This is a genomic window from Bordetella flabilis, from assembly GCF_001676725.1.
Lineage (GTDB): Bacteria > Pseudomonadota > Gammaproteobacteria > Burkholderiales > Burkholderiaceae_B > Bordetella_C > Bordetella_C flabilis.
Genome location: NZ_CP016172.1, coordinates 1,642,689 through 1,660,396, shown reverse-complemented (window position 1 = coordinate 1,660,396; position 17,708 = coordinate 1,642,689). Strand labels below are relative to the sequence as shown.

Here is a 17,708-nt window from a genome sequence, read left to right as displayed (position 1 = left end):
TCGATCGGCCGGGGCCGCTCATAGCTTCAACACGCGTTCCCCACGCCCTATTCCCGAAACCCCGGTACGAACGGTTTCAAGGATGGCGCTCCGATCCAGTGCCTCGATAAAGGCCGAGATCTTCTCCTGCACACCGGTCAGTTCGATGGTGTACGACTTGTCGGTAACGTCGATGATGCGGCCGCGAAAAATGTCCGCCATGCGCTTCATTTCCTCGCGTTCCTTGCCGACGGCGCGCACCTTCACGAGCATCAGCTCGCGTTCGATGTGCGCCCCTTCCGTCAGGTCCACGACCTTGACCACATCCACCAGGCGGTTCAGGTGCTTGGTGATCTGCTCGATGACCTCGTCCGACCCGGCGGTAACGATAGTCATGCGCGAAAGCGTGGCGTCCTCGGTGGGCGCCACGGTCAGCGTTTCAATGTTGTAGCCGCGGGCGGAAAACAATCCGACCACGCGCGACAGCGCACCGGGCTCATTTTCCAGCAGAACCGATATAACGTGTTTCATGGCGCCCCCTTACAGATCCTCGGAACCCAGCAGCATTTCGGTCAGGCCGCGACCCGCCTTGACCATCGGCCACACGTTCTCGGTTCGGTCCGTAATGAAGTCCAGGAACACGAGCCGGTCCTTGTGCTTCCTGAATGCCTCGCGCAGCGCCGGCTCCACGTCGGAGGGGCTTTCGATACGCAGCCCGACGTGCCCGTAGGCCTCGGCCACCTTGACGAAATCCGGCAGCGAATCCATGTACGACTCGGAATAGCGCGAACCATAGTCGATCTGCTGCCACTGCCGCACCATGCCCAGGAACCGGTTGTTCAGGCAAATGATCTTCGGCGTCAGGTGATACTGGTGGCAGGTGGAGAGCTCCTGGATATTCATCTGGATGGACGCTTCGCCCGTGATGACGGCCACGTCCTGCCCGGGGTTGGCCATCTGCACGCCCATCGCGTAGGGCAGCCCGACGCCCATGGTGCCCAGGCCGCCGGAATTGATCCAGCGGCGCGGCTGCCCGAAACGGTAGTACTGGGCGGCCCACATCTGGTGCTGTCCGACGTCCGAGGTGACGAAGGCGTTGCCGCCCGTGATCTCCCACAGCTTCTCGACGACGAACTGCGGCTTGATGACGCTGGTCGACCCGGCATACGCCAGGCATTCCTTGCCCTGCCACTCCTTGACCTGCTGCCACCACTTTTCCAGCGACGGCGGCTTGATGTCCGTGGTGCGCAACTGCGCCAGCATGTCGACCAGCACGTCCTTCACATTGCCGACGATGGGCACGTCCACCCGCACGCGCTTCGAAATGGACGACGGGTCGATATCGATATGGACGATCTTGCGCGGGTTCTGCGCGAAATGCTTGGGGTTGCCGATGACCCGGTCGTCGAACCGGGCGCCGATCGCCAGCAGCACATCGCAGTGCTGCATGGCCATATTGGCCTCATAGGTGCCATGCATGCCGGGCATGCCGAGGAAAGCGGGATGGTCGGCGGGCAAGGAGCCCAGGCCCATCAGCGTATTCGTGCACGGTGCGCCCAACAGGTCCACCAGGGCACGCAGTTCGGCCGCGGCATCGGAAAGGATCACGCCGCCGCCGGTATAGATCATCGGCCGCTCGGCCGTCAGCAGCATCTGTACGGCTTTCTTGATCTGGCCCTGGTGCCCCTTGTTCACGGGGGCATACGAGCGCATCGTGATCTCGCCCCGGGGCGGCACATATTTGCACGGCGCGAGGGTGATGTCCTTGGGGATGTCCACCAGTACCGGGCCGGGCCGGCCGGTGCGCGCGATGTAGAACGCGCGGCGCATGGTGTCGGCCAGGTCCTTGACGTCCCGCACCAGGAAGTTGTGCTTGACGCAGGGGCGCGTGATGCCGACCGTATCGCATTCCTGGAAGGCGTCCTCGCCGATGGCGGCGGTGGGCACCTGCCCGCTGATGATCACCAGCGGGATGGAATCCATGTAGGCCGTGGCGATGCCGGTGATGGCATTGGTCACGCCCGGACCGCTGGTGACGATGCATACGCCAACCTTATCCGACGAGCGCGAATAGGCATCGGCCGCGTGCACGGCTGCCTGCTCGTGCCGGACGAGGATATGTTGGAATTTGTCCTGCTTGAAGATTGCGTCGTAGATATAGAGCACTGCGCCGCCGGGATAGCCGAAAACGTGTTCCACGCCTTCATCGGCCAGGCAGCGCACGACGATATCGGCGCCATTGGTTTCCATGATGTCATTCCTTTCAGTGTTCCGGCCCTGCGGTCAGGACTGCCGCGCGTCATATCGATCGGGATATGACCCGCGCAGGACCCGTTACCGGCCGCGGCAACACGATCCGGCGCTTCACGGTTCACGGAACCGCTCCACCCGAACGCCTTGCCGACCCGGCACGCGTCCATCCAAAACGCAGTGCATGCGCCCCACTGGGCGCCGGAGGTCGAAATGGAAGCCTTTGACTACGCGCTTGTGGCACGGCCAACGGCAGGGTAATGCTGGCGCTTCGAAACCGGCCGGTAGACCGGAAAACTTGCAAACCATCGCCGCCGGCCGTGGTAGTGGGCAGGCGGGAACCCGGAAATTTACCGTGTTTGTTACTCAACAAGCAAATCAGACGGAAGGAAGAGCCCCTTTTGCGGCTGCCGGGCGTCCGATTGGCGCCACACCGCGCAGGCCGGCAAAGCGCTCGCCCCCGCTGCGCTTGCAGGTGCTCGGCACAAAATGGGGACTCTTCATAACGGAGACTCTCTATACTTGCCAACTATCGCCGCCCCCGGCGCCCTGACACGAGCCCGCCGCCCTATGGACCTGCGCATCGCCAATCTCCGCCGGTTTATCTATAGCCATTATTTCTTCGGCGGTGTGCGGCAAGGCGTGGGAATGCTGCTGCCGGTGCTGATCCTGGGCGTCCTGTGGGGCGACTACACCCTGGGCCTGGTTGCCACCTTCGGGGCGAATTGCGTCGCCATCATCGACCAGCCGGGCGGACCGCAACGCCATCGCACCAACGAGATGCTCGGCGGCGCGGTCCTGGCCACGCTCACGGTCTGTATCACCGGCTTCGCCTCGACCCATCGCCTGGCGCTGTGGGCGGTGGTGATCGCGCAATGCTTCTTCTATTCCCTGTTTACCGTCTACGGCAAGCGCGGCGGCCTGATCGGATTTGCCGGCCTGCTGGTGATGGCCCTGACCATGCATTCGCCGCTGCCGGCGGACCAGGTGCTTTTGCACGCGGCCGGCACGCTGGGCGGCGCGCTCTTTTATCTGCTCTTCAGCGTCGCCTTCAGCCGCATCTTCCTGTTGCGGGAAGAACAGCAGGCCATGTCGGTGGCCCTGTTCGCCACCGCCGACTATGTCGAGGCGCGTGCCGCCTTCTACGACGAGACGGAAGACCTCGAAGATTCATACCGCGCCCTGATCCAGAGCCAGTCGACCATGACGGAGAAGCACCAGGCCGCGCGCGACGTGGTGCTGCGCGCCCTGCCGCGCGGCAAGGGCTGGGGCGACAGCCGCCGCGTGATGGTCTTCAACATGTTCGTCGACATGCTGCAACTGGTCGATACCCTGTTCGCCACCCATACCGACTATGCGGCGCTGCGCCGCACCCTGGCCGGCAACGACATCCTGTTGTTCATGCACGATGCGCTTTTCAAGATGTCGCTGGACCTGAACCGCATCGCGCTCTCGGTTTCGCATGGCCAGCCCGTCAAGCGCCGGACCCGCATCAAGGCCGAACTGCGTGCCATCGAATACGAGATCGACCAGCTCAAGCAACAGGGCCTGGGCCAGCGCGAACCCGAGATTCTGGCGTTGCTGATCCAGATCCTGCGCCGTCTGCGCAACGCCGGCCGTATTGTCGACCGCCTGGGCGAGCACACCCTGCAGCCCGCGGACGCGGTGCCGACCAGCGCCCTGCGCATCGACAAATCATTGACGCGGTTCATGTCGCGCCAGGACTTCCGGCTCGGGATGATCACCAGCAATCTGCGCATGGATTCCCCCAACCTGCGCTACGCCCTGCGCGTCACGCTCGCCGCCGCGATCGCCATGACGATCAGCGAGTTCTGGGTGACGGAATCCTTTTCGGCGCACAACTACTGGATCATGCTGACGATCGTCATCATCATGAAGCCGGGATTCGCGCTTACGCGCCAGCGCAACGGCTGGCGCCTGACCGGCACGCTGATCGGATGCCTGCTGGCCCTGGTGCTGTTGAACATGACCGACCGGCCGGGCATTCTGTTCATCGCCCTGCTGGTCGCATGCATCATGGGCAACAGCCTCGTGCAGCTCAACTACATGGCCAGCGCCATCTTCAATACCCTTTTCGTGGTGCTCGTCTTTCACTTCGTGTCGCCCGGCACAGTGTCCATGGCGGTGATCGGCGAGCGTGCACTGGATACGTTCATCGGCTGCGCGCTCGCGCTGGTATGCAGCTACGTCTTCCCGTGGTGGGAGGCCCGGTTCATGCCGCCCCTGGCGCGCGCGGCAATCGTCGCCAACCGCGAATACCTGCGCGCGGGCCTGCGCTATGCCGGCGTCATGCGGGAAAAGCAGGCGCGCAAGCCGGCGGCGGACGTGGCCCTGGGGCCCGTGCCGGAGCCGCCCGCCACGGCGGCCGAAATCGAGGCTGACCTGAACTGGAGACTGGCACGCCGGAACGTGCACGTCGCCTTCAGCAACTTTGCCGAAGCCTTCTATCGAATGATGAGCGAACCGCGTTCGCGCCAGCAATTCGTGCCGGAACTGAACAACCTGCTGATTCAGAACCATGTGCTGGCCTCGCAGACCACGGCGGCGGTGCCCACGCTGTCCACCTTGCGCGAAGCACCGCCCGCTTCGGTCACCCAGACGCTGGAATCCGTCGTCACCATGCTGGATCCGGCGCGGCCGGCCGTACCGCCCCTGCCTGAGCAGATCGATACCCAGGGCGAACTGGCCTCGCTGGCCTATCCCTTGAAATTGATGATCCGTGCAGGGCAGATGATCCGCCAGGAAAGCGCGGCGCTGGACGGATAAGCGCCAACGGCCACGTCCCTGCTGCCCGTGCTTCTCCCCGTCCACGAGGCCCGCGCCGGCAGGCGCCGCACGGCCGTACCCGGCCCGCGTCAGTCCTGCTTGCGGCGAAACACCAGCTTGTCGGCGGTGGAGGCGGCGGCGTCATACGCATAGCCTTCGCTGTCGAAGGCCTGCAGGCGCTCCGGCGTTGCGATTTTGTGCTGGATGGCATAGCGCGCCATCATGCCGCGCGCGCGCTTGGCGTTGAAACTGATCACCTTCCAGGCGCCGCTCTTCCAGTCCTGGAATACGCATTGCACCACCCGGGCCTGCAAGGTCTGCAAGTCCACCGCCTTGAAGTATTCGTCGGAAGCCAGGTTGACCACGATGGGTTTCCGGCTTCCCGCCAGGCGTTCGTTGAGGTACGCGGCGATGTCGCTGCCCCAGAATTCGTACAGGTTCCTGCCCTTGGCGGTTTCCAGCCGCGTGCCCATTTCCAGCCGGTAGGGTTGGATCAGGTCGAGCGGACGCAGCACACCGTACAGGCCGCTCAGGATCGCCAGGTGTTCCTGGGCCCATTGCAGTTGCGCTGGGCTGAGGCTGCCCGCTTGCAGGCGCTCATAGACGTCGCCGTTGAACGCCAGCACCGCAGGGCGCGAGTTTTCCTGCGTGAACGTGGGCTTCCAGGCGGCATACCGGCGGGCGTTGAGTTCGGCCAGCGCGGGGCTCAGGTCCATCAATTCGGCGATTTCCTCGGCCGATTTCTTCTTCAACACCTTGATAAGCGCCGCGGCCTTCTGCACGAAAAGCGGCTGGGTGTGCAGGTCGACGTGCAGCGGCGTGTCGTAGTCCAGCTTCTTGGCGGGGGACAGCAGGAACAGCATGTTCTTCGATTTCCTTGTTCAGTTATTCAGCGCGAGGTCCAGCCGCCATCCACCGAGATCGTCGTGCCCGTCACCTGGTCGGCGGCCGGCGATGCCAGGTAGACCGCGGTGCCGCCCAGTTGCTCGGGCGTGACGAACTGCAGCGAAGGCTGTTTTTCGCCCAGCAGGCCCCGGGCGGCGGTCTCCTGGTCGACACCCTGCTGCGCCGCCAATGCGGTGATCTGCTTTTCCACCAGCGCGGTGCGCACCCAACCCGGGCAGATCGCATTGGCAGTGATGCCCAGGCCCGCCGTTTCCAGCGCGGTTACCTTGGTCAGGCCCACAACGCCATGCTTGGCGGCCACATAGGCGGACTTGCTGGCCGAACCGACCAGCCCATGGGCGGACGCGATGTTGATGATTCGGCCCCACTTCTGCTTTTTCATATGGGGCAAGGCGGCGGCCGTGCCATGGAACACCGCCGACAAGTTGAGCGCGATGATGGCGTCCCACTTCTCCGGGGGGAAGTCCTCGATCAACGCGGTGTACTGGATCCCGGCGTTGTTCACCAGGATGTCGATACGTCCGAACTGCGCGACCGTGTTGTCCACGAGCTGGCGCACCGCCGGCCCGCTGGACAGGTCGGCGCCGTCGTAGGCCGCCTTGATGCCATGCGCCAGGGCAAGACCTGCGCGGGTCTTTTCGATCTCCGCCGCGTCACCAAAGCCGTTCAGCACGATGTTCGCGCCCTGCGCGGCCAGCGCCGTGGCGATACCCAGCCCGATACCACTGGTGGATCCGGTGACGACCGCGACTTTTCCTTTCAGCATGATGACTCCTTGGCGGCAAACGTTGGGGGATTCCCGATTGAACGAAAACGACCGCGCCGACCGTGCGACGATCCGGCGATAGGCCGCGGTGGATCAAGGCGCCCCGGAAGTGTAGCCCTGCACGCGTCCGGGTTGCACACGCTCCACCAGCTTGATCAGTATGGGCACCACCGCCATGGAAATGGCCACCACCACCGATATCAGGTCGCGGTGCGGCGCGCTCAGCAAACCGTTGTCCCACGCTTCGTTGAAAATCGCGAAGCCGAACTCGCCCCCCTGCGCCAGCGCCATGGCGAACGGCAGGCGGTGGTACCGGGGCAAGCCGGACACCCGCGCGATGCCATACAGGATGAGGCCCTTCACCCCCAACAGCGCGGCCACGCCGCAGGTGATGAAGCGCCAGTGCACCTGCACGACCTCCAGGTTCACCGACATGCCGACGCCCAGGAAGAACAGCCCCAGCAGCAGGCCCTTGAAGGGTTCGATGGAGGTTTCCATGGCGGGGCGATACTTCGACTTGGCCAACAGCACGCCAACCAGGAAGCCCCCCAGGCCGGCAGACAGGCCGGCATGGTCGAACAATTGCGCGGTGCCGATCACCACCAGCAGCGTCGCGGCCGTGAACAGCTCCTGCAACTGCGCACGCTCCGCCCAGCTGATTACCCGCAGGCGGTAGCACACCAGCACGACGGCCACGGCGATCAACGCCGAGACAAAAGAAGGCGCCTTGGTGCCGCCTCCGCCAAGAACGCCGAGCAGAATCAGGATGGGAATGGCCGCCATATCCTGCAGGAGCAGCACGCCCAGCGCCGTGCGACCCATGGGGGTTCGGCTCAGATTCCGCTCGTCCAGCAGGCGCATGGCCACCGCCGTGGAGGAAAGCGCCAATGCCAGCCCGCAGATGACGGCACCGTGCAACGACATGCCGATAAGATGGCGCAACAAGCCGCCTATCAGCAGCGACAGCATCAGGGCGCAGGACACCATCTGCAGGATGCCGACACCGAAGACTTCGCGCCGCATCCCCCACAGCCGGGAAGGCTCCAACTCCAGCCCGATGACGAACAGCATCATGACGACGCCCCATTGGGAGATGTCGACGATGGCGGGCACGTCGGTCACCAGTTGCAAGCCGTAGGGACCGATCACCATCCCCGCCAGGAGATACCCCGGGATGGTGCCCAGCCCCAGTAGCTGGGTCAGGGGCACGCACAGAACGGCGGACAGCAGGAGGACGACGACGAGTTCCATGAGCGGCCTGGTGGAGCGGACAACACATTCTGACAAAAAATTACGCAGGCGGGCGCGTCGCTAATGGAGGAAAGCGCGCCGTGCCTAAAGTGGTCCGCGCGGACCGCCCGCCCCCGTGGCCGTACGTACACATGCCTGGAAATTGCTGGTAGAATAGCGGGCTTTGCTGAAACGCGCGCGCTTTATAGCACGAGTTACCCCGGCAAAGGCGTAGCAGGCCATCCTGGCTAGCCGCAGACATCCGGGGGTCAGCACCAAGGCAGTATGCGGTAGACATCTTGCGCTTCGACTGGAACGAGAGATGCCCTACCAGGATGTAGTACCCGCAAGTACCCACGGCGCCTGTTGATCACCCCGCCCTGGCCTGATCGGTGTATGCAATGCATGCCACCGCCCGCAGGCCAACCGAGGAAGCCGCCGCGGTTCAGAGACGTCACGGAGAGGTGGCAGAGTGGTCGAATGCGCCGGACTCGAAATCCGGTATACGTTTAGGCGTATCGTGGGTTCGAATCCCACCCTCTCCGCCAGATTGCAAAGCCCTGACTTCCCAGTCAGGGCTTTTTTCATGGCGATCGATCCGAGATTCCGTCGGTGCGCCCATCGGCCGGTGCGTGCCAATCGGCACGCACTGCATTTTTACGACTGGGTGGAGTCCAGGGAAGATCCCTAGCCGCGATGACGGCCCACGACGAAGTCGTCGATGATCTGGCTGGGCCGTTTCCTAGCGCCTTGGGGGTCGATGACCGGGCCGAACAAACGATCGAACAAGTCCATCTTCCAGTGCTTCACCGAGTAGCCGCGATAGGAATCGTGATAATCGACGCGATAATCGGAGCCTCTGCGATCATCCTCCACGGGCTTGTAGACGGAGAACACGTCGCCGGACGCCGGGGTCCCGAACATTTCGGCGCGCAGGCCGTCGGCCTGGATCACCGTGCCGCGCGGATCATAGGGACGGGGAGCGGAACTTATGCCAGTGGTGCGGTTCTTCACCGTATAAAACATCAGGTCGCCGTTGCCGGTGAACTCGATTTCGAAGCATCCGCGTGCGTGAACGTCGGCCTTATTCCCAAGGAATACGGCATCGCCTTTGACGGGACCACCGCTGTTGTGCACAGGACGGGCTTCCCACTCGTTCGTGGCGGCGAAATACGGTTTACCCGGCTGCAGGTCGGCATCGACGGAGTCGAAATCGAATTGGCGTTCGATCCAGTTCTCGGCCCAGGCACGATCCCGCGTATGTCCATGGTTTGATTCTCCTTGAAGGACCTGCTTGACTAGGTCGTCGTAATTGCCGGAGTTCTTCAGGCGTTCGATGGCAGCCTGCTGCAGGGCGCCATACAGGCCGCTTTTCCTGGTTTCGGCGATCACGAAATCGAACGCCGCCCATCCGGCTGGCTTGGAACCGGATAGCACGGAGGGATCGTCCTTCATGCGCTGGACCAAGGTGTGCAATGCCTGTTCCGCGCGCTTGAGCAGCGCGACCTTGTCCTGGACGTGCGTCGTCGCGTCCGAAGGAATGCCGCCCATCGCGCCTGGCGGGAATCCGGCGCCCCGACCGACTACGGGCTGGCCCGAGGCCGCAAATGACGGCGCTTCGTAGGAGGCGAATGCATACTGAACGCCACCCTGGGCGTTTGCCGGCACCTGGGGAAGACTCTTTGGTCCTGGCAAGGCATATCCCTGCGCCGGGCTGATGGCTGTGATAGACATATCGGAGTTCCTTATTCATGCATCGGTAGTGATGCGCGAATAGGTGGACCATCGCGATACACCGTTCTACGTTAAGAGGTCCGAATTCGCGAGGGCCAGATCCGCGCACATTCCCCCGTCGGCCTATTTCCCACCCTCCCGCATGTATTCCGCCAGTACCACTGCGTGGTTATGGACCTCGTCATGGGCCCCACCCGCTCAATGGTCTCGATGATCTGACTATCCAGGAACCTCGACTTCTTCATGCTGTAGAACTCCTCAATGAGAAAATTCCACTTCTGACTTCACCGCTTTTGCGGGGGATTACCACGCCAGTCACGACCTGGTGGCGGCGGTGGCTACTTCGTCTCTTGGACTTTGCGCTTGCGCCAAAGATATAGCCCGCTAAGCAGGATAACGATCATGATCAGGTCCAACGCGGCCCAGATGATCTTGAGCGGTAGGCCGGCGGTATCACCATAGTGCAGCGGTCGCGAGAACTGCAGCACACGCAGGTACCAGGGCATTTCCAGGACCGCCGTCAATCGGCCCGTACGCGCGTCCACCAGGACACCGTCAAAGAGGTGGGCGGCCAGCGGCGTTGCACCCTTGGCCCACAGCAAGTAGTGATGGGACAGGCCCAGGCCGGCATCGGGGAAACGCAGGGACTCCACGAGACGGCCGGGAACAGCGGCCTTCGCGGTGGCGTAGGCCTGTTGCACCGAGGCCAGTTGCGAGGAGCCGGGGGCCGGATTCCCGCCAGCCATGGCCACGGCAGTCCGGACGTCGTGGGACAGCCAGTAGCGGAACAAGGGAACCGCCAGTTCGTGGATGGCGCCGGTGACGCCCATCATGAGCGTCCAGACCAGCGTGACGATTCCCAGCAGATTGTGCAGGTCCAGCCATTTCAGGCGCGGGGCCCGCGCGGCACGGACGGTGCCAAACGGGGTTTTCTTCATGTACGGATGATAGAGGACGGCGCCCGATATCACCGCCACCGCCAGGAGCAGCGCCATGAACCCAAGATATAGCTGGCCGGGAAGGCGGGCGTAGAGGTCGATGTGCAGGCGCGTCATGACGTTCATGATGCGGGTCCCCGGACCTTCGCCGGCGCTGTCCATCGCCTGCAACAGCAGGCCTGTACGCGCATCGTACTGCAGCCGGATCGGGGATGCCCCGGACGGGGCCTCGTGGCCGGGTCCCAGCGCCATGATGACGCTGGCAGAGTCCCGGGCGACTTCGATCTCTACGATCCGGTGCGTGGGATAGCGTTGAAGAGTCTGGTCCACCAGACGATCGAGCGTAGGGGGGGACGTACCCGGCGTGACGCTCGGCCAGGACGGCGGAGCGTCCAGCCAGTCGACGATTTCGTCACGGAAGATCAAGGGCAGGCCCGAGACGCAGACCACCAGCATGAAAAGGGTACAGGCCAGGCTGGTCCACTTGTGGACCAGATACCAGGCCTTGCTGCGCACCGCCCGCGTGGGCAGTGGACTTCCGGCGGGCCGCCGCACTAGAACTCCGCGGTGACGGACAGCAGTACCGTGCGCGGCGCGGCCACCGTCAGGCCTTCGCGCGCGGCCGACTGCCAATAGCGCTTGTTGAACACGTTCTCCACCGTTGCCCGCAAGGTCACCGGTGTACGGTTGATGTTCATCGCATAGCGCGCGCCCACGTCGAAGCGGGTCCAGCTGGGGATTTGCTGCGTGTTCGCCGCATCGACGTATTGCGAGCTGGTGCGCAGCACGCGTGCCGTCAGGGTCAGGCCCTGCGCAAAAGGCGTATCCCACTCCGCGGAGGCGTTGAATTGCCAGCGCGGCACAGCTGGCGCGACATGGCCGTCGTTCACGCCGCCCTCCGTCTTGGTCAGGACACCGGCGGTGTAGGCCATACCACCCAAGAGCCGCACACGGCGTACGGGCTCGCCCTGCACCAAGAACTCCACGCCGCGGTTGCGCTGCTCGCCGGCGGCCTGGTAGCGCAGCGTCACCGGATCCAGGTAGGCGCTGGGCTGCTCGATCTGGAACGCGCTCAAGGTGGTCGCCACGGTGCCGAAGTCGTACTTGACGCCGACTTCATACTGCTTCGATACGTTGGGCTTGAAGGTCTCGCCGGCGTTCACGGCTTCCGCCGGTGCGGTGCCGCCCTGGCTCAGGCCTTCGATGTAGTTGCCGTACAGCGCCAGTTGCTGGGTAGGCTTCACCGTCAGCGCGATCGCCGGCGTGACAGCGGATTTTCCGTAATCCGATAATCGCTCGCCGGTGGCAGGGGCATAGTTCACCGATTGCACGCGTTGCTGGCGCAGCCCCCCGGTCAGTTGCACCGCGCCGTCCATTGCCGAGAGCGTGTCGGCCAGTGCAATGCTGTACAGCCGTGTCTCGCTGGTCTTACCCAGGTCGTTGGGCATGGCGATGGACGGCTTGGCCAGATCGGCGGGATCGTACAGGTCGGAGAACACGGTCGACGAACGCACGCGCGCCGACGAATAGTCGATGTCGAGGAAGCTGGCCGAGAGCACCGGCTCGTGCGCAATCGGGCCGGTATCGAAACGCCCGCGGATGCCGACCTCGCCGGTCTTGCTCCAAAGTCTTTCGTTCAGGCGGGCGGGCACAGAGCCTATCGTGCCGGCCGGGTCGAGCATGAGCCAGGTCGTCTGCAGGCTTTCGAAATCGTGCTTGCGCGCGCCCAGCGCCCCGTACACGGTCCAGTCGTCGGAGAGGTCGTATTCGGCGCGCACGTCGCCGGTCCACTCCTTCGCCTTCCAATAGGTCCAGTCGGGGAAGAAGTTACGCTTCGGATCCGGCGCGTGGCCGATGTCTTCGCCCGGAGGGGGCGGAAATAACAGACCGCTGCGCGCGTCGGTCACGCGGTTCTGGTAATTGATGTCACCCTCGATGCGGAAGCGGTTGCCGCGATAGTCCAGGCCGAGCGATAACGCGCCCATGTCCTCGCCGGCACCGGATATGTTCATGTCGCCGCCGCTGCGCAGCACATTCAGGCGCATGCCGGTGCGCTGGTCTTCGCCGAAACGGCGCGCGATATCCGCCTGCACGCCGAACTGGCTGTTCTCGATATAGGACAGCGTGACACGGTTCAGGGGATCGGCGCCGGCGCGCTTGGGCACCAGGTTGATCGAGCCGCCAACCGAACCGAACGGCGCCATGCCGTTGAGCAAAGCGTTGGGACCGCGCAAGACCTCGACGCGCTCGATGCCGATCAGCGAGGTGGCGTTGCGGGGAGAGATGCCATAGAGGCCGTTGTAGGCGACGTCGTAATTGAACAGCGTGAAGCCGCGGATGTTGAACTCGTCGCGGCCTGCGCCGCGCGAATAGGTATTGCGCACCGAAGGGTCGTTGAGCAGAACGTCGCCGATGTTCTGCGCCTGTTGGTCCTCGATCAGCTTGGAGGTGTACGAGGTCACGCTGAAGGGGGTGTCGAGGAAATCCCGATCGCCCAGCAGACCGATTCTGGCGCCGCGTGCCACCTCGCCGCCCGGGTAGGGTTCGTCGGCCGCCGCGGCGGCCGAGGCGGTCACCGACACGGTGGGCAAGATCGCCTCGGCGTGCGCGGGCCGCAATGCATAGCCGCCGTCGGTCTGGCGCACAGCTTCCAGGGCGGTGTTGTCGAGCAGTATCCGGAATGCGCCCTCGACGGTATATGCGCCGCGTACTCCGGGACTGGTTTTGCCGGCCGTCATGGCCGCGGGCACACTGAGAAGGATATCGGCCTGCTGGGCGAAACGGCTCAAGGCGCCCGCCAGGGGGCCCGCTGGGACGTCGTAGGCGTGAGTTGGGGCCGCTGCGGCGGCGCGTCCGCTGGCTTGCGCATAGACCGTGGCGACGCCGGCGTCCGTCATCAGGATCGCGCCGAGCACGGTCTTGCGCGCCATGCGGCCGACGGCGGCAGTGCGCGGCAATAGGCGGGAGGACAGTCCCAGGTGGACAGGTTGCGGCAGGCGGCGCATTGAACGGCTTTCCTTGGAATGGAGGTGGGCAAGGAGAGGTCCGCCGCTTGCGGGCATGGGGCGTCGGCCGGCCGTCACGGACGGGTATCGCCATATGGGCGTGGCAGGGCTCCGCGGGGTCCTCTTTCCCTGTTAATCGAACGAGCAGAGAAAAAGCGAACCGTGGCGTGAATTTTTCGGGAGCGTGCTCACCTGGGCTCGAGCGTCACCCACCATGGCAGCGTGCGCTGGACGCGTATCGGCAACTCCCGCTCGAGCATGGCCAGCGTCCGATCCATGTCGTTGGCCGGATAGCGGCCGACGACGCGCAGGCCGGCGACGCGGGGATCGACGCCTGTATACCCGGGGTGATAGCGGCCCAGTTCCGCGATGAGATCGGCGAGGGACAGATTCTCGGCCAGGATCACGCCGCGAGACCAGGCTTCGCGCGCGGGGTCGGCGGGGACGGCCATGGAGATGCCGTCGGCGGTGTAACGCGTTTGTTCGCCGGCACGCACGAGCGCAATGCGGCCGGCCAGGTTCTCGATGCGCACCTGCCCGTCATAGACCGCCAACAGGACATCGTCATCCGCCTGTCTTACCGTGAAACGGGTGCCCAACGCCTGCAGCCGACCGTAGCGGGTATCGACGAAAAAAGGACGTTGCCGGGCATCGTTGCCCGTTTCGACGAGGATTTCGCCACGGACCAGCGTTATCAGGCGGCGATCCTGCCTGAAATGGACATCGATGGCGCTGCGGGTGTTGAGCCGGACGCGGGTATCGTCGGCGAGGATGATCTCGCGTTGTTCGCCGACTCCGGTGGCATAGTCGGAACGCCACGCGGTCACGACGGCGGGCAAGGGCGTGAGCCGCCAGGCCAGCCAGCCCAGGAGCCCCACGCCGCCCAGCGCCAGGACGCGGCCGGCGGCCTGGCGGCGCGACGGCGCGCGGCGGGAGGCCACTTGTACCGCTTTCTCCGCGGCTTCGCGCTCACCATCGTTACGCAGCAGCGCAAAGCGCCGGCTTACAGCCTCGACGTGCGCCCAGGCGCGTCGATGTTCCGGCCGCGCGTCCAGCCAGCGTTGCCATGCGGCGTGCTGCCCGAGGCCAGTCTCGGCATCCTGCAATACCGCATACCACTCGGCAGCCACTTTCAGGCTTTCATAATCCGCTTGCACGGAGCGGTCTTCGGCAAAGACCGGCGGAAGCGAGGCCACCATGGCTAGGACCTGTGTGCACTGGAAGAAGTCAGCCCGGCATCGATCAGCGCGAGGTGCAGCATGGCCCGAGCCAAGTACTTCTGAACCATGCGCAGGGACACGCCCATATGGTCGGCGATCTCCCGCGTCGAAAGCCCATGTATCTGAGCCTGGATGAAGGCCGTGCGTACCGTTTCCGGCAGGCGGCCGAGCCACTCGCCGACCTCCATCAGGGTTTCGATGACTAGCGACTGGTGTTCCGGGGAAGGCACGTAGGCGACAGGTCGGGCCGCAAGGCATTCCAGCCAGGCCTGCTCTACTTCTCGCCGCCGCCAGAGATCCGTGCATAGACCCTGCGCCATGGCGCGCAGGTAGGCCCGCGCAGCGCCCCCGGTGGCAAAACCGTCGGGCGCCGGCTTAAGGATCAGGCGCAGGAAGGCGTCGTGCGTCAGATCGGCTGCGTCCGCGGCATTACCCAGGCGGCGCCGCAACCATCCCAGCAGCCAGCCGTGATGATCTCGGTATAGGGCGCTCAAATCTTGGTGCACAGGGGGCATGACGACAGACATCGGGCGAAAACCCTGGCGCAGCGCAAGCCGAGCCAAATAGAAATAGGAATAGTTATTGTTTATAACTGAAATTTCCTGTTTCGGGCAATGCCTCGTACGGGGCGGATCAGCCCGCGATCGTTACGGCCACTTGGGATAAAGACCCCATGGGCCGCCTTCGAACATTGCATTGAACATCCCACTACAGCGGAACGACGCGCCTGGCATATGCCCAGCGCCCCTTCTATCGGCGGGGCTGCTTCGCCATCTCCTCGCGCATATATTCCGCCAGCAGCACCGCTTGATTGTGGAATTCATCGTGTGCCCCATAGAGCAGGGTCACGCGGCCGTGGGCGACGAGATGACGCAGTTGCGCGACGGCTTTCTCGTTGCCGGCCAGTTCGGCGCGGTAGCGGTGCCGGAACTCCTGCCACCTGGCGGGGTCGTGATTGAACCACTGGCGCAATGCCGGACTGGGCGCGATGTCCTTCAGCCACAGCGCCAGCGCCGCGGTCTGCTTGCGCACGCCGCGCGGCCATAGCCGATCTACCAGGACCCGCGTGCCGTCGTCGGGATCGACGGGCTCGTAGATGCGCTTGATGCGGACATCGTGGGATGCGTGGGCCATGGACGGTCCCTCCTGCATTGCAGCTTCCGATCATTCCGCAATTCTGCAGTACGATGCGTGCCACCATGGCTAGAACACTACGCTTTTTCGCCACGGCTGCTTGCCTGATGCTGGCCACGCACGCGGCGCTCGCCGATCCGCGCTACGAGGCGTATCACAGTGGCGTTTATCTACGCTTTCTGAACACGCCGGAAGGCAACGTCGCGCGGACGGCTCCGCCGACGTTGGGACTGTCCTTCGGCGGTCCGTCAGTGCGCGCCGTGATGGATACCGGCTCGACCGGCATCGTGGTTTCGGCCACATCCATTCCGGGTGTGGAGCGGCTTCCGCAGCTCGGCCCCGGCACCCTCAGCTACTCCAGTTCCGGACGCATCATGCGCGGACACTGGGTGATGACGGCGGCGACGATCAGCGGCGCGAATGGCGCACACGTCACGACACAGCCCATGCCCGTGCTGGCCATCGACCGCATCGACTGCTTCAGCAATGCACGCGACTGCGAACCCACCGACGATCCGCGCCACGTCGCGATGGTCGGCATCGGGTTTGCCCGGGAAAGCGACCATCAGGCGCAAAGCACGCCGGACAAGAATCCTTTCCTGAATCTGCCGGGCATGGGCACCATGGGCCAGCCAGGCCTGGCGCGGCGCGGCTATGTCGTCACGCGGGAGGGCGTGCATGTGGGTCTGACCGTGGCGAACACACGCGGCAGCTACCGGTTCATCAAGCTGGACAAGGCGCCGGACGGACGCGACTGGAAGCCGCTGCCTGCTTGCATCACGGTGGCCCGGACGCAGCCAGCCTGCGGCACGGCCCTGGTCGATACCGGCGTCACGGCCATGTACCTGACCGTGCCGCCCGACCGCGCCGCGACCCGGACCGAAGCCGGCGCAACAGGCAGCCGCACGCTCGTGGCCGGCACCCCGGTCGGTATCCGCTTCGGACCGGACGACGGCCCGCAATCGCCGCGCTATGGCTTCACGGCGCAGGACCGGAACGATCCGGTGGCGCCGTCCCGCATCGTCCTGGTAGAGGGCCACGACAGGCCGACCTTCGTTAACACCAGCGTCCATGTGCTCAATGCCTTCGACTACCTGTTCGATGCCGATGGCGGCTACGTCGCCTTCCGCCGCCTCCCTCCAGGCGCGTCACAGGGTGGGATCGCGCAATGATGAAAATCAGCAGCCTCACGGCACTCGCACCGATGATGACCCGTACTATCGCCGCGATGGCGGCGTTCGGCCTGCTTCACGGGACGTCGGCCATGGCGCAGCCGGCCGGTGCCGGCCTGATGAAGGCCTGGCCCAAGGACGGACCCTGGTTGACCGAATTGCGCCGCGACGCCGACGGCAGCCATACCTGCATCACCGGGGCCGCGTTCAGTTCTCCGCATGCCTTCGTGCTGGAAATCGCCAGCCGGCCTGACATTTTCGCGCTGATGCTGATCGACAAAGAGGCAGGCGGGACTGGCGCCTCGCGCTTGGCGGTAACCCTGGACGGCGCGGAAGTCGCACGGTTGCCGATCGAGGTATCCGGCCCCGCGCGGCTGACACGCGCCGACGAGAGCACGGAGGTGCGTGCGCTTTTGCCGCGGCTTGCACAAGCGCATTCCGCGGGCATCGCGATTGGCGATACGACGTATGAAATCCAGCCCGGCGGACTGGCCGAGGCTGCGCGCTCGCTGGCCGCATGCGAACAGGAGGCCGGTATAAGGCCCGGCACGGCCGGTACGGGCGCGCAAGGGCGGACGCACTGACGC

14 protein-coding genes and 1 tRNA gene are annotated in these 17,708 nt (G+C 64.6%); 4 read left to right on the top strand and 11 right to left on the bottom strand.

The genetic code is table 11. The features are described from left to right. Nucleotides 1-18: 18 nt before the first annotated feature. Together ilvN and BAU07_RS07275 are read right to left on the bottom strand one after the other, a co-directional pair. On the bottom strand, nucleotides 19-510 hold the full coding sequence (gene ilvN / locus BAU07_RS07280; protein WP_066655404.1) for an acetolactate synthase small subunit: 492 nt from the start codon (nucleotides 508-510) through the stop codon (nucleotides 19-21). 9 nt (nucleotides 511-519) lie between these two features. Then, entirely contained in the window at nucleotides 520-2,229 is a 1,710-nt protein-coding gene (locus BAU07_RS07275; protein WP_066655397.1) for an acetolactate synthase 3 catalytic subunit, read from the bottom strand. Nucleotides 2,230-2,799: 570 nt separating this feature from the next. On the opposite strand from BAU07_RS07275, the gene BAU07_RS07270 reads away from it, so the two are divergent. Further along, nucleotides 2,800-5,016, top strand: a complete 2,217-nt coding sequence (locus BAU07_RS07270) for an FUSC family protein (RefSeq protein WP_066655391.1) — start codon at nucleotides 2,800-2,802, stop codon at nucleotides 5,014-5,016. An 89-nt stretch (nucleotides 5,017-5,105) separates the two neighbouring features. Here BAU07_RS07270 and yaaA read toward each other — a convergent pair whose 3' ends face one another. The 3 genes from yaaA to BAU07_RS07255 all read right to left on the bottom strand — a co-directional run bounded on the left by yaaA (nucleotide 5,106) and on the right by BAU07_RS07255 (nucleotide 7,939). Further along, a complete protein-coding gene (gene yaaA, locus BAU07_RS07265) occupies nucleotides 5,106-5,879 on the bottom strand; it encodes a peroxide stress protein YaaA (RefSeq protein WP_066655389.1) in 774 nt (257 codons plus the stop codon). A gap of 26 nt (nucleotides 5,880-5,905) precedes the next feature. Further along, nucleotides 5,906-6,688 carry a 3-hydroxybutyrate dehydrogenase gene (locus BAU07_RS07260; RefSeq protein WP_066655387.1) on the bottom strand — a complete coding sequence of 261 codons (783 nt, stop codon included), beginning with the start codon at nucleotides 6,686-6,688 and terminating at the stop codon, nucleotides 5,906-5,908. 93 nt (nucleotides 6,689-6,781) lie between these two features. Continuing rightward, nucleotides 6,782-7,939 carry a cation:proton antiporter domain-containing protein gene (locus BAU07_RS07255; RefSeq protein WP_066655385.1) on the bottom strand — a complete coding sequence of 386 codons (1,158 nt, stop codon included), beginning with the start codon at nucleotides 7,937-7,939 and terminating at the stop codon, nucleotides 6,782-6,784. Nucleotides 7,940-8,376: 437 nt separating this feature from the next. Here BAU07_RS07255 and BAU07_RS07250 point away from each other — a divergent pair. Further along, nucleotides 8,377-8,466: transfer RNA gene (locus BAU07_RS07250), tRNA-Ser, on the top strand. A gap of 139 nt (nucleotides 8,467-8,605) precedes the next feature. On the opposite strand, the gene BAU07_RS07245 is transcribed toward BAU07_RS07250, so the two are convergent. The 6 genes from BAU07_RS07245 to BAU07_RS07220 form a co-directional block, all read right to left on the bottom strand. Beyond that, nucleotides 8,606-9,652 (bottom strand): hypothetical protein, encoded by a 1,047-nt coding sequence (locus BAU07_RS07245; protein ID WP_157122098.1) that lies wholly within the window; start codon nucleotides 9,650-9,652, stop codon nucleotides 8,606-8,608. A 338-nt stretch (nucleotides 9,653-9,990) separates the two neighbouring features. Further along, nucleotides 9,991-11,145 (bottom strand): PepSY-associated TM helix domain-containing protein, encoded by a 1,155-nt coding sequence (locus tag BAU07_RS07240; protein WP_066655382.1) that lies wholly within the window; start codon nucleotides 11,143-11,145, stop codon nucleotides 9,991-9,993. Further along, nucleotides 11,145-13,595 carry a TonB-dependent receptor gene (locus tag BAU07_RS07235; protein ID WP_084025470.1) on the bottom strand — a complete coding sequence of 817 codons (2,451 nt, stop codon included), beginning with the start codon at nucleotides 13,593-13,595 and terminating at the stop codon, nucleotides 11,145-11,147. The genes BAU07_RS07240 and BAU07_RS07235 overlap by 1 nt, the downstream gene beginning before the upstream one ends. Nucleotides 13,596-13,783: 188 nt before the next feature. After that, nucleotides 13,784-14,794, bottom strand: coding sequence for a FecR domain-containing protein (locus tag BAU07_RS07230; protein ID WP_066655381.1), 1,011 nt, complete (start codon nucleotides 14,792-14,794; stop codon nucleotides 13,784-13,786). A 2-nt stretch (nucleotides 14,795-14,796) separates the two neighbouring features. After that, entirely contained in the window at nucleotides 14,797-15,342 is a 546-nt protein-coding gene (locus BAU07_RS07225) for a sigma-70 family RNA polymerase sigma factor (RefSeq protein WP_066655380.1), read from the bottom strand. A 223-nt stretch (nucleotides 15,343-15,565) separates the two neighbouring features. Next, nucleotides 15,566-15,949 carry a DUF488 domain-containing protein gene (locus BAU07_RS07220; RefSeq protein ID WP_066664998.1) on the bottom strand — a complete coding sequence of 128 codons (384 nt, stop codon included), beginning with the start codon at nucleotides 15,947-15,949 and terminating at the stop codon, nucleotides 15,566-15,568. A 65-nt stretch (nucleotides 15,950-16,014) separates the two neighbouring features. Here BAU07_RS07220 and BAU07_RS07215 point away from each other — a divergent pair, with 65 nt between their 5' ends. After that, complete coding sequence (locus BAU07_RS07215; protein ID WP_198168881.1) at nucleotides 16,015-17,121, top strand: hypothetical protein; 1,107 nt, start codon at nucleotides 16,015-16,017, stop codon at nucleotides 17,119-17,121. Next, nucleotides 17,118-17,705 carry a hypothetical protein gene (locus tag BAU07_RS07210; protein WP_066655377.1) on the top strand — a complete coding sequence of 196 codons (588 nt, stop codon included), beginning with the start codon at nucleotides 17,118-17,120 and terminating at the stop codon, nucleotides 17,703-17,705. The genes BAU07_RS07215 and BAU07_RS07210 overlap by 4 nt, the downstream gene beginning before the upstream one ends. Nucleotides 17,706-17,708: the final 3 nt, after the last annotated feature.

Bases quoted from the DNA above. Each gene is read 5' to 3' on its own strand.
- BAU07_RS07210 (WP_066655377.1), top strand. From the start codon at position 17,118: ATGATGAAAATCAGCAGCCTCACGGCACTCGCACCGATGATGACCCGT.
- ilvN (WP_066655404.1), bottom strand. From the start codon at position 510: ATGAAACACGTTATATCGGTTCTGCTGGAAAATGAGCCCGGTGCGCTG.
- BAU07_RS07225 (WP_066655380.1), bottom strand. From the start codon at position 15,342: ATGTCTGTCGTCATGCCCCCTGTGCACCAAGATTTGAGCGCCCTATAC.
- BAU07_RS07275 (WP_066655397.1), bottom strand. From the start codon at position 2,229: ATGGAAACCAATGGCGCCGATATCGTCGTGCGCTGCCTGGCCGATGAA.
- BAU07_RS07235 (WP_084025470.1), bottom strand. From the start codon at position 13,595: ATGCGCCGCCTGCCGCAACCTGTCCACCTGGGACTGTCCTCCCGCCTA.
- BAU07_RS07215 (WP_198168881.1), top strand. From the start codon at position 16,015: ATGGCTAGAACACTACGCTTTTTCGCCACGGCTGCTTGCCTGATGCTG.
- BAU07_RS07245 (WP_157122098.1), bottom strand. From the start codon at position 9,652: ATGTCTATCACAGCCATCAGCCCGGCGCAGGGATATGCCTTGCCAGGA.
- BAU07_RS07270 (WP_066655391.1), top strand. From the start codon at position 2,800: ATGGACCTGCGCATCGCCAATCTCCGCCGGTTTATCTATAGCCATTAT.
- BAU07_RS07255 (WP_066655385.1), bottom strand. From the start codon at position 7,939: ATGGAACTCGTCGTCGTCCTCCTGCTGTCCGCCGTTCTGTGCGTGCCC.
- BAU07_RS07260 (WP_066655387.1), bottom strand. From the start codon at position 6,688: ATGCTGAAAGGAAAAGTCGCGGTCGTCACCGGATCCACCAGTGGTATC.
- yaaA (WP_066655389.1), bottom strand. From the start codon at position 5,879: ATGCTGTTCCTGCTGTCCCCCGCCAAGAAGCTGGACTACGACACGCCG.
- BAU07_RS07220 (WP_066664998.1), bottom strand. From the start codon at position 15,949: ATGGCCCACGCATCCCACGATGTCCGCATCAAGCGCATCTACGAGCCC.
- BAU07_RS07230 (WP_066655381.1), bottom strand. From the start codon at position 14,794: ATGGTGGCCTCGCTTCCGCCGGTCTTTGCCGAAGACCGCTCCGTGCAA.